The organism is Mesorhizobium sp. M7A.F.Ca.ET.027.02.1.1, from assembly GCF_004022985.1.
In the GTDB taxonomy this organism is placed as follows: domain Bacteria; phylum Pseudomonadota; class Alphaproteobacteria; order Rhizobiales; family Rhizobiaceae; genus Mesorhizobium.
Map to the genome: position 1 here is coordinate 1 of NZ_RZOL01000253.1, position 8,944 is coordinate 8,944.

Sequence of the window (8,944 nt, forward strand, 5' to 3'; positions counted from 1 at the left end):
ACGTCGCCCCACCAGGTGACCATCGAGCCGGTGCCGGCCAGGAACTGCTGGAAGGCGGTCGTGTTCGGATCGGCGTTGATCTGGTCGGCGGGTTCGGACGGCAGCGCGTCGATGACGTCCTGGATGGCGCGCACCCAGGCCGGATTGTTGACGCGCGGCTTCATCGTGTCGGCGTCGAACAGCCAGGCCTTGTCGTCGGGGTGCTTGGCATAAGCGGTGGCGCGGCTGCCAAGGAAATAGAAGCCGAAGCCGCCCCAGGGCTTTGGCGCGTCCAGATAGCCATAGACGTCCTGGTCCTTGAGCTTCTTGCCCTTGAGGAACTTGGTCACTGCCTGAACCTGCTGCCAGGTCTTCGGCACGCCCCATTCACCTTCACCACCGCCGTCCTTCCAGGCCTTGGCGAGGTCGGCATCGGCGAACACGTCGGTGCGGTAGTTGAAGTTGTGCGCGTCGCCGTCGACGGTCACGCGGTATTGCTTGCCGTCCCAGGTGCCGACCGGCGGCTTCAGGTAGCTGACCAAATCGTCGAAATCGATCTGGGTCTTGACCCAGTCGGGCATTTCCGACGTCAGGCCCTTGCCGCAGACATCGCCTTCGAACGGCGCGCCCATTTCGATGATGTCGAAATCGACGGTGCCGGTCGCGATCGACTGCTGCAGGCGGGCGTTGTAATCGGCCTGCGCCAGGTCGATCCAGTTGATCTTGGCGCCGGTGTAGGTCTCCCACGGCTTCAGGAAGCCGCGGAACAGCACATTGTGCAGGTTCTGGTTGTTGAGACCCATGAAGGTCAGCTCGACGCCGGCGAATTCGCCTTCCTTGACATTGGCCTTGGTCGCCTCGAGGCAGAGTTCCCCGACCTTCTGGAAATCGGCGTCCGTCGGCTGGCCTTTGCCGACGCCTGGGATCTGCAGGATTTTTGTGCGCAATTCGCTTGCCGCTGAGGCCGGGCGCGTCAAGGCGCCAAGTCCGGCGCCGGATGCGGCTGCGATCGCGGCCATGCTGGCCGCGCCCTTCAATATGTCGCGCCTTGTGGCGCCGGCTCGAACCAGTTTGTCGTAAAGACCCGTTCTCATCGCCTATTTCCTCCCAGAACATCAGTGTGAATAAATCGGCCAACTGTCGGACGCCGGAGCGCCAACGATGCTCCCGTTTCGGAAACGAATTAGGCAGGACCCCACCCTGCGTCGATTGAATTTCCCTGCGGATCGGGTACCGACATTTTGACCAGCGCCAGCCACTATTCTCACAACCAAACGCCGTGTCAACGAGAACGGGTTTTTATCTATAAGGGACCGACTTGCCCTGACAGGTCGCGTTGGTTAGCTTCTGCGCCTACGGCTAATGGAGCCGATGGGGGAGACATGGCGCAAGTCGCGATCAGCAAGGTGGCCAAGGCCTTTGGAACGGTCAAGGTTCTGCACGAAGTCAGCGTCGATATCGCAGACGGACAGTTCGTGGTGCTGGTTGGCCCTTCGGGTTGCGGTAAGTCCACATTGCTCAGGATGGTGGCTGGGCTGGAGACCGTCTCCGCCGGTACGATCGCCATCGGCGACCGCGTCGTCAATCATCTGCCGCCGGCCAAGCGCGACATCGCCATGGTGTTCCAGAACTATGCGCTCTATCCGCACAAAACGGTCGAGCAGAACATGGCCTTCGCGCTCAAGCTCAGGAAAACCGATCCGGCCTTGGTCGCCGAGCGGGTCAAGCGCGCCGCCGATATCCTCGACCTCAATCCCTATCTGAAGCGCTATCCCCGCCAGCTTTCCGGCGGCCAGCGACAGCGCGTGGCCATGGGCCGTGCCATCGTGCGCAATCCGCAGGTCTTCCTGTTCGACGAGCCGCTGTCCAATCTCGACGCCAAGCTGCGCGTGCAGATGCGCACCGAGATCAAGGAACTGCACCAGAGGCTGAAGACCACCACCATCTATGTCACCCACGACCAGATCGAGGCCATGACCATGGCCGACAAGATAGTCGTCATGCGCGACGGCCGCATCGAGCAGGTCGGCGCGCCGCTGGAGCTGTTCGACAGACCGGCCAACCTGTTTGTCGCCGGCTTCATCGGCTCGCCGTCGATGAACCTGCTCAAGGGCACCATGCGCAAGGGCGACAAGCCCGGTGTCGACATCGCGGGCACGCTGTTCCCGATCGCATCGGGCAACGCCGCACAGGACGGGCAAGCCGTCGTTTATGGCGTGCGACCGGAGCATCTCGAAATCCATCCCGACGGCGTGCCGGCGAAGATTTCGGTGGTCGAGCCGACCGGCTCGGAAACGCTGGTGTTCCTGCGCTTCGGCGAAGGCGAGATGGTGGCGCTGTTTCGCGAGCGTCACGACTTCAAGCCGGGCGATACGTTGAAGCTGAAGCCACGACTCGACCAGATCCATCTTTTCGACGCAGAGACCGGCAAGCGTCTCTGATCCCAACTCACGAGGAATACCATGCTCAAAGGCATCAACCCGCTGCTCAATGCCGACGTGCTGCAGGCATTGCGGGCAATGGGGCATGGCGATGATCTGATCATCGCCGACACCAATTTTCCGTCCGATTCGGTGGCGCGCCAGACCGCGCTCGGCCGCGTGCTGCGCATCGATGCCTCGGCGGTGCAAGTGGTCAAGGCGGTGCTGTCGCTCTACCCGCTCGATACATTCGTCGACGATTCGGCCGCGCGCATGGAAATCGTCGGCAAGCCCGACGAGATTCCGCCCGTGCAAAGCGAAGTGCAGAAGGAGGTCGACAACGCCGAGGGCAAGTCGTGGCCGATGATCGCGGTCGAGCGCTATGCCTTCTACGAGCGCGCCAAACAGGCCTATTGCGTCATCCAGACAGGTGAGCGCCGCTTCTACGGCTGCTTCGCCTTCCGCAAGGGCGTCGTGCCGCCGGATGCGCAGTAGCGGCATGGCTTCGGGCAAGCCGGTCGTCATGAAGCCTGTCGTCATATTGGGTGTGTTCGTCGCCGACACCGCCTACAGGGCGCAGCGGCAGCCGCGCATGGGCGAAACCATCCTCGGCACATCCTTCACGCTGGGGCCGGGCGGCAAGGGTTCGAACCAGGCCGTGGCCGCCGGTAAGCTCGGCGCCGACGTCACCTTCCTCACCCGCCTCGGCGTCGATCCCTTCGCCGACATGGCGAGGCAGACCTGGGCGCAGGCGGGCGTGAAGAATGCCGTCATCGATACGCCGGAAAGCTACACCGGTGCGGCCTACATCTTCGTCGAGGAGACCACCGGCAACAACGCCATCATCGTCAGCCCCGGTGCTGCCATGCTGATCTCTCCATGCGATATCGAAGCCAATGCTGCATTGATCAGCAATGCCGGCGTCTTTGTCACCCAACTCGAACAGCCGATCGAAGCAGCCATGCGGGCGCTGGAGATCGCGCGTGGGGCAGGGGTGACGACGATCCTCAACCCGGCCCCCGCGGCAAAGCTTCCCGACCGCATCTACACGCTGTGCGACTATCTCACGCCCAACGAGACCGAGACGGAGGAACTGACCGGGATGAAGGTGTCCTCGGTCGACGAGGCGCGAGCCGCCGCGGACAGTCTGCTGAAAAAGGGGGTCGGCACGGTCATCGTCACGCTCGGCGACAAGGGCGCGCTTTTGCACTCGAAGGAGCGCTCCGACCATCTTCCAGCCGTCAGCGCCGGCCCGGTGGTCGAAACCACGGGGGCAGGCGATGCCTTCAATGGCGGGCTTGCCGCAGCACTTTCGAGGGGCGTGGAGCCGCTGCAGGCGGTGCGCTTCGCCTGCGCCGTCGCCGGTATCTCCGTGACGCGACCGGGGACTGCACCGTCGATGCCGACATTGCAGGAGGTCGAGGCACTGCTGGCGAGGGGGTGATCTTGCAGGGCCAAGCGTAGGCAAGGGCTGAAAGGACCTGAGTGACCTCAGGTCTCTTGGACCTCAGGTCTCTTGCAAGACAATGTTTTTGACAATCAATGTCGACATTTCTCTGAAGCCAAGAGCTTGATACCCTTGAGAGAAATGGCGCGAGTGACGGGGCTCGAACCCGCGACCTCCGGCGTGACAGGCCAGTGAAAACAGCTTGGCCGCCAACGCCCGGTTTCGACTCTCTGGGACGTCAAATTAGCGCAAAAGCGATCAAAGTTGAAACTGCCCATGCGCGTTTCCCCTGGGCCGCTCATCGTGGCAGGTCCGCCCCGGTGACACGCCGGGAATAGGCGACCTCGACGCCAGCCACCGCTTCATCCTTGGTCTCGACAGTTCCGCGGGCACCGCCATCGTGGCACGTCCAGAACCATGTGCCGGCGGAGGGACCATGCAGCGTCTTCATGATGCGGCCGACGTCGCCTTGCTGAAACGATGCAGAGAAGTCGTATGGCGGGCTTCTACCAGCAATGACCGTCCGTTCCCATTGCAGCCAGACACGGGCACCCCTGGCGAGCACATAGGCGAAAGCCTCGACCTTGCTGTCGAAGGTTTCGATTGCATGGCCGTTTTCGACGACCTGCCAGCCGCGCTGGTAGGCGAACCGAACTTTCAAGCGCTCGCTCATCCTCGAAACCGTTCGGTGTACCAGGTAATCTTTCCGCCGACCTTCATGGGCTTGTGGATCACCAGGCGCCTCGGCAGGTGTTCCGGATGCACCTCGAGGAGCGTGATCTTGATCTGTGGCTTGCAACGGCTGCAATCGAACTTCAGCGCCAGCGGATCGACGCCGCCGCCATAGACCATCATCAAATCGGCCGATCTGATGTAGCGAACATTGCCGCAACTGCACTCGGCCTTCACAAGCATGTTGTGCCGGGTCGCCTTGCCCAGCGTGTCGATCGGATCGTGTGCCATAAGAACAGAAAAGGAACAAATTCCTTTGCCGTCAAGCCCCCTCATTCCTGTTCGCGGTAATCCAGCAGCTTCGCATGGCGCAGCATTTCTTCGCCTTTGAGGAATTTCACATGGCCAACAAGGCCGGGCTTGAGCCATTCCGCCTTGTCCTTCTTTAAGCCCTTCGGCACCGGTCCGCCAACCTTGCCCTGCACGCGGTCCCACAGACGCCTGCGTTTGTCGAACTTGAAGTTGACGTTCGCCGTGCCAACGTAGCGGCCTCCGTCAGCCATGAGAACTCTTGCCGCCTGCCCCGGATCGCGTTGGACGCCGATGATGTCCATCTCCTTGTAATCGTAGCACTTGATTTTGCGCCAGTTCATCGTCGGGCCGCTGCGATAGAGACTGTCCCGGCGCTTCGAGACGATGCCTTCTTGTCCAGTCTGGTCGGCGAGGTAATAGACAGCGTCGCCAGTGCCGGGCATGGCTTCGCTGAATTGAATGCGGCCGCCGGCCTCGATCCTTCCCTGCAGGATGTCGCGCCGGTCCTCCAGTGGCATACTGCGCAGGTCGTGCCCATTCAGATGCAGCAAATCGAAGGCGACGAGATAATAGTCCTGATAGGTCTCGCGGCTGCTGACGGCCGACTGCAGCGCATGGAAATCGGAGCGTCCAGCCTCATCAACCACGATGGCTTCACCCTCAATGATGAAGTCGTCGGCCTGGATCGCGGCAGCTTGGTCGGCCAGAACCTTGTACCGTGCAGTCCAGTCGTACCCCCTCCTGGTCAGCAGGCGAATGCCGTCTTCGTCCTTGATGATCTGCGTTCGGTACCCGTCGAACTTGATCTCGTGAATCCAATCCTCACCCCCGGGCGGGGTGTCGACCAACTCCGGCTGCATCGGCGGGATGAACTTCAAACGCATGCACGGAACTCACATAATTGCGATTCAAGGCACACGGCCCCGATGGGTTCCGGATCGTTTTAGCTAAGTTGAATGTTTCAGTCATTACCGCGATCAAACGAAGGGTGGATGTTCGCGAATAGGTCCGTGGAACCCGGCGCCACTTTCGCTGTTCTTCTCTCAGGAGGAACAATCATGCCAGACGACAAAAGCAAGCGTGATTTTCGCGACCGCGACCGAGTGTCGGGCGACGAAGAATATGAGGTCGGCTATTTCGCCAGCAAGTTCCAGCTTACCATTCCTGAAGTGCGGGAACTTATCAGAAAGCACGGGAACGACCGTGAGACGCTGGAGCGTGAGGCAAAGGCACTGGGCGGCCGATGACCAAACTACCTGACCTTGGACCGGCAAGCAGTACTGCAAAACGGATCGGCGCCACCCGACGGAACATTTTAGCCGTCCTGCATGTTTCGGTGCATGCCGACGATTGACACAGAAGAGTGCAGAGCGGCGCTAACCCTAATCCGGCGGACGATCGAGGATCATTGTCCGCCTGGCGTTCTTCCTAGTGAGGAAGCGGTAAACGGTCTCTATGGGCCGGAGCTCATGCATGAAGCCGCCGCCCTAGCCACAGCCATTGTCAAGACCGTCGACAAGCTGACGTTGAGTTCGGCGAAGATCCCGCCCGCGCCCAGCATTAAAGTTTAGCGCTTCCCAGCGTTGGAAAAATAAACGCGCCGAGCGGTCAACCTGAAATCCAAGATGCCAGTAGCAGGGCGCATAAGGATGAAGCCAGAGCAGCGGCTGCGAGAAGCACCCCTGGGCTCTGCCATCCCGGCGGCGGCTGGTGTACCAGCCTGTTGGGCGGCTCATTATCATTCATGGGCGGCAGCAATTAAGCTCCTGGCGCTGGCACAGACTTGAAATAGAGGACCCGCCAACCACCTTGGCGGCTCGCGGGTCCTTTCAGCACAGGAAGGGACGTAGCTGTGCCGATTTCACGACTGAAAGAACTATCAGTTTAGCCAAGCGTTCCTATCAATCCGGATGTAGGACCATTGCGTTTCTGGGGAGGACTTTGGTCCCATGGCGCTTAGGACCGAAGCCCACAAACGGAACGTTTGGAGCAGAGTTGTGTTTGCATGGCCGGCGCACAGAACGTGCACGTCAATTGCTCACTCAACCGGACAAATGAAGATGATGAACCTTGAAGCCGAGACGTCACAAGCGCTCGTGGCGCGCCTGGCTGATCTCCAGGCAAAAATGCGGGCAGCACGCATAACTGAGGCCGAAATAAAAATCTTCCAAAAGGTTGCGGCCGTCATGGATGACGGTCGCGGCCAGATTGCTGGCGACGACCTTATCGCAGCATCATTCCTAGCCGAACCTGAAGGCAATGAATGGGTAGCTGCTTCGGGTCGCGCCTTGCCTTGAGCAAACGACGACTGTTGGTCCGATTCCGTACAAGCCTTTGTTATTGCAAGTGCGATACCAGAGGATATTAATCGACGTTGCCCATTGCTTTCTAGGGAGTCTGTGATGGATAACGCAATGCCGAATGGCAAGGTCTCACCTTGCGTCGAAGTGGCTGAAGCCTGCGGCGAATGGTTCGTCCGCACGGTCGAGGAAGACCAGGAAATTACCCGCTCATTCGAACTTGAATCTTTCGCGCTCGCCTTTGCGGAAGGCCAGCGGATACGGCTGGGACTTGCCGAGTTCAAGCGGCTGTAGGAAGGACAGGATGCCTCTCTCTGAGAGCCTGCATTCAGTTGAGATGGAATTCCGATGCTCGAATTGCGGTGGGCTTCGTAAAGCCTGGGCGCTGGTTTAAGTCTGCCGCTCAACACCGTTGCTCCGGCTGCCACCGGCTCACTTACCTTACCTATCCGAAGAAATTGGCATTGTTCGACCGATACGCCAAGCTTCTGATTACGAGGTCGGGGACGAGGGACGATGACGGGCGACCGCCACCGCCGCTTCAGTAACTTCCGCTCTTATTGCTCCCCCTGTGTCGGGACGATCACAGGCGAATGGGACTTGTTGATAAGAAAACCGGCGGTTAGCCAAAAGCCGATAGCCATAAAAAACAAGACCGCAAAGGCGATGAACAAAACTCGCATGCAGCGGAATATACCACGCCGGAAATGAAAAAGCCCGCCAGCCGGACCCGGCGGGCAATTCTGCCGCGAGGCAATAAGCCAGCGAAAACCCGTCTGCCGAACACATAAGCTTCAACCGCCTCGTAGAACGCGCCAGATATCGTTCCAATAATAGGTAAGGGTCGATGCCACGGCGCCGGCGGCGATGCCGGTCACGCCAAGAGCGCCAAGCCCCATCAACTTCCACCGGGTCACCTCAGCTGTCACTTCTTTGACGCTGGTCATGTCGGCGTTGAGCTTGCTGACCGCGCTTTCTGTCGCTGTGACCCGCTCGACCAGTTCGTCGGTCTTGGCATACATCTTGGACCGGCTGGCGGCCGCTCGATGTTCCGACTGCTCATAGCTCAGTGCTGCCCGCGCATCGCTTTCCTTGATATCGCGCCGGATCTCGGTGATGTCCCGCTGCATGTCCTGTGTGGCTTGCAGCAGGCCGCCGATCATCATTTCCAAGCTCTTCGTCCCCGATGTCGGCATCAATCCCGCCCTTCAATGCGATGCTTTGATTTCAGTTCGGCGCGCCGCGCGGCGCTGGCCTTCGTGTGCAAATCGCATTCGACGCGCGTATAGAGCTTCACCGCGCAGCCTGGCGCCATGGTGCGGTCGATCCTGTTCTGGTCGGCGACGGTCTTGCCCTGCGCGCCGGCGAGGCTGCTACCGAGGGCCTGTCGTAGCGGCGTCACACCGCTGACGCCCGAAGTTGTACACGCCGCCAGCGTCAAGGCACTCGTCAAGAGACATGCGAGCATCAACGCCCTTGTGAATCGCATCGGAATTCTCCCTTTCGATCTTGGCGCGCAGTTCGTCGGCGCCCCAATGCTTGATGAGTTCGTAGCCGCCCCAGACCGCGCCCGAGACGGCGACGGCCACGACGGCCCATGCGATAATGCCGGCCAAGGGGCGGGGAACACCGACGAAGCCGGCGATGACCGAGATGATAGCGCCCATCAGCGCCGTGCCCCCGTCTTGAACGCCTCGACGCCCTTGGCCTCACCATGGCGCGCGACCAGGAACAGCCCGCCGGCAACAGCCGCGATCGCCAGCATCCAGACCCAGCCAGGCACGTCGCCGGCAGCATCCTTGACCGGCTGGATA

General features: G+C 60.6%; 13 protein-coding genes. 6 read left to right on the forward strand and 7 right to left on the reverse strand.

Annotated features, from left to right (window positions below; genetic code table 11):
* On the reverse strand, nucleotides 1-1,073 hold a 1,073-nt coding region (locus tag EN749_RS23865; RefSeq protein WP_128364090.1), incomplete at its 3' end, for an extracellular solute-binding protein.
* Between the two features lie 288 nt (nucleotides 1,074-1,361).
* Between EN749_RS23865 and ugpC the strand changes: the two genes are divergently transcribed.
* From ugpC to rbsK, 3 genes are read left to right on the forward strand one after another with little or no spacing between them, the layout of a single operon-like run.
* The gene (gene ugpC, locus EN749_RS23870) at nucleotides 1,362-2,420 is read left to right on the forward strand and encodes a sn-glycerol-3-phosphate ABC transporter ATP-binding protein UgpC (RefSeq protein ID WP_127266589.1); all 1,059 of its coding nucleotides are present in this window, start codon (nucleotides 1,362-1,364) and stop codon (nucleotides 2,418-2,420) included.
* Nucleotides 2,421-2,441: 21 nt separating this feature from the next.
* Nucleotides 2,442-2,894 carry an RbsD/FucU family protein gene (locus EN749_RS23875; RefSeq protein ID WP_128289764.1) on the forward strand — a complete coding sequence of 151 codons (453 nt, stop codon included), beginning with the start codon at nucleotides 2,442-2,444 and terminating at the stop codon, nucleotides 2,892-2,894.
* A 4-nt stretch (nucleotides 2,895-2,898) separates the two neighbouring features.
* Nucleotides 2,899-3,843, forward strand: coding sequence for a ribokinase (gene rbsK, locus EN749_RS23880; protein WP_128364097.1), 945 nt, complete (start codon nucleotides 2,899-2,901; stop codon nucleotides 3,841-3,843).
* A 301-nt stretch (nucleotides 3,844-4,144) separates the two neighbouring features.
* Here the strand turns inward: rbsK and EN749_RS23885 are convergent, their stop codons facing one another.
* The 3 genes from EN749_RS23885 to EN749_RS23895 are packed head-to-tail and all read right to left on the reverse strand — an operon-like array spanning nucleotide 4,145 to nucleotide 5,714.
* The gene (locus EN749_RS23885) at nucleotides 4,145-4,507 is read right to left on the reverse strand and encodes a hypothetical protein (RefSeq protein ID WP_245491485.1); all 363 of its coding nucleotides are present in this window, start codon (nucleotides 4,505-4,507) and stop codon (nucleotides 4,145-4,147) included.
* Nucleotides 4,508-4,515: 8 nt separating this feature from the next.
* Nucleotides 4,516-4,854, reverse strand: a complete 339-nt coding sequence (locus EN749_RS23890) for a hypothetical protein (RefSeq protein ID WP_245491486.1) — start codon at nucleotides 4,852-4,854, stop codon at nucleotides 4,516-4,518.
* Nucleotides 4,851-5,714, reverse strand: a complete 864-nt coding sequence (locus tag EN749_RS23895) for an RNA ligase family protein (protein ID WP_128364092.1) — start codon at nucleotides 5,712-5,714, stop codon at nucleotides 4,851-4,853. The genes EN749_RS23890 and EN749_RS23895 overlap by 4 nt, the downstream gene beginning before the upstream one ends.
* 174 nt (nucleotides 5,715-5,888) lie before the next feature.
* On the opposite strand from EN749_RS23895, the gene EN749_RS23900 reads away from it, so the two are divergent.
* The 3 genes from EN749_RS23900 (at nucleotide 5,889) to EN749_RS23915 (ending at nucleotide 7,424) form a co-directional block, all read left to right on the forward strand.
* Nucleotides 5,889-6,077, forward strand: a complete 189-nt coding sequence (locus tag EN749_RS23900) for a DUF3606 domain-containing protein (protein ID WP_127398154.1) — start codon at nucleotides 5,889-5,891, stop codon at nucleotides 6,075-6,077.
* Nucleotides 6,078-6,890: 813 nt separating this feature from the next.
* A complete protein-coding gene (locus tag EN749_RS23910; protein ID WP_128364094.1) occupies nucleotides 6,891-7,127 on the forward strand; it encodes a hypothetical protein in 237 nt (78 codons plus the stop codon).
* Nucleotides 7,128-7,232: 105 nt separating this feature from the next.
* Nucleotides 7,233-7,424 (forward strand): hypothetical protein, encoded by a 192-nt coding sequence (locus EN749_RS23915; RefSeq protein ID WP_245491487.1) that lies wholly within the window; start codon nucleotides 7,233-7,235, stop codon nucleotides 7,422-7,424.
* 500 nt (nucleotides 7,425-7,924) lie between these two features.
* Here EN749_RS23915 and EN749_RS23925 read toward each other — a convergent pair whose 3' ends face one another.
* Genes EN749_RS23925 through EN749_RS23935 form a run of 3 tightly spaced genes read right to left on the reverse strand, consistent with a single transcriptional unit; the run spans nucleotide 7,925 to nucleotide 8,797 of the window.
* On the reverse strand, nucleotides 7,925-8,296 hold the full coding sequence (locus EN749_RS23925; RefSeq protein WP_245491488.1) for a DUF1515 family protein: 372 nt from the start codon (nucleotides 8,294-8,296) through the stop codon (nucleotides 7,925-7,927).
* Between the two features lie 29 nt (nucleotides 8,297-8,325).
* Nucleotides 8,326-8,532, reverse strand: a complete 207-nt coding sequence (locus tag EN749_RS23930; RefSeq protein ID WP_128364095.1) for a hypothetical protein — start codon at nucleotides 8,530-8,532, stop codon at nucleotides 8,326-8,328.
* Nucleotides 8,504-8,797 carry a hypothetical protein gene (locus EN749_RS23935; protein WP_128364096.1) on the reverse strand — a complete coding sequence of 98 codons (294 nt, stop codon included), beginning with the start codon at nucleotides 8,795-8,797 and terminating at the stop codon, nucleotides 8,504-8,506. The genes EN749_RS23930 and EN749_RS23935 overlap by 29 nt, the downstream gene beginning before the upstream one ends.
* Nucleotides 8,798-8,944 lie beyond the last annotated feature (147 nt).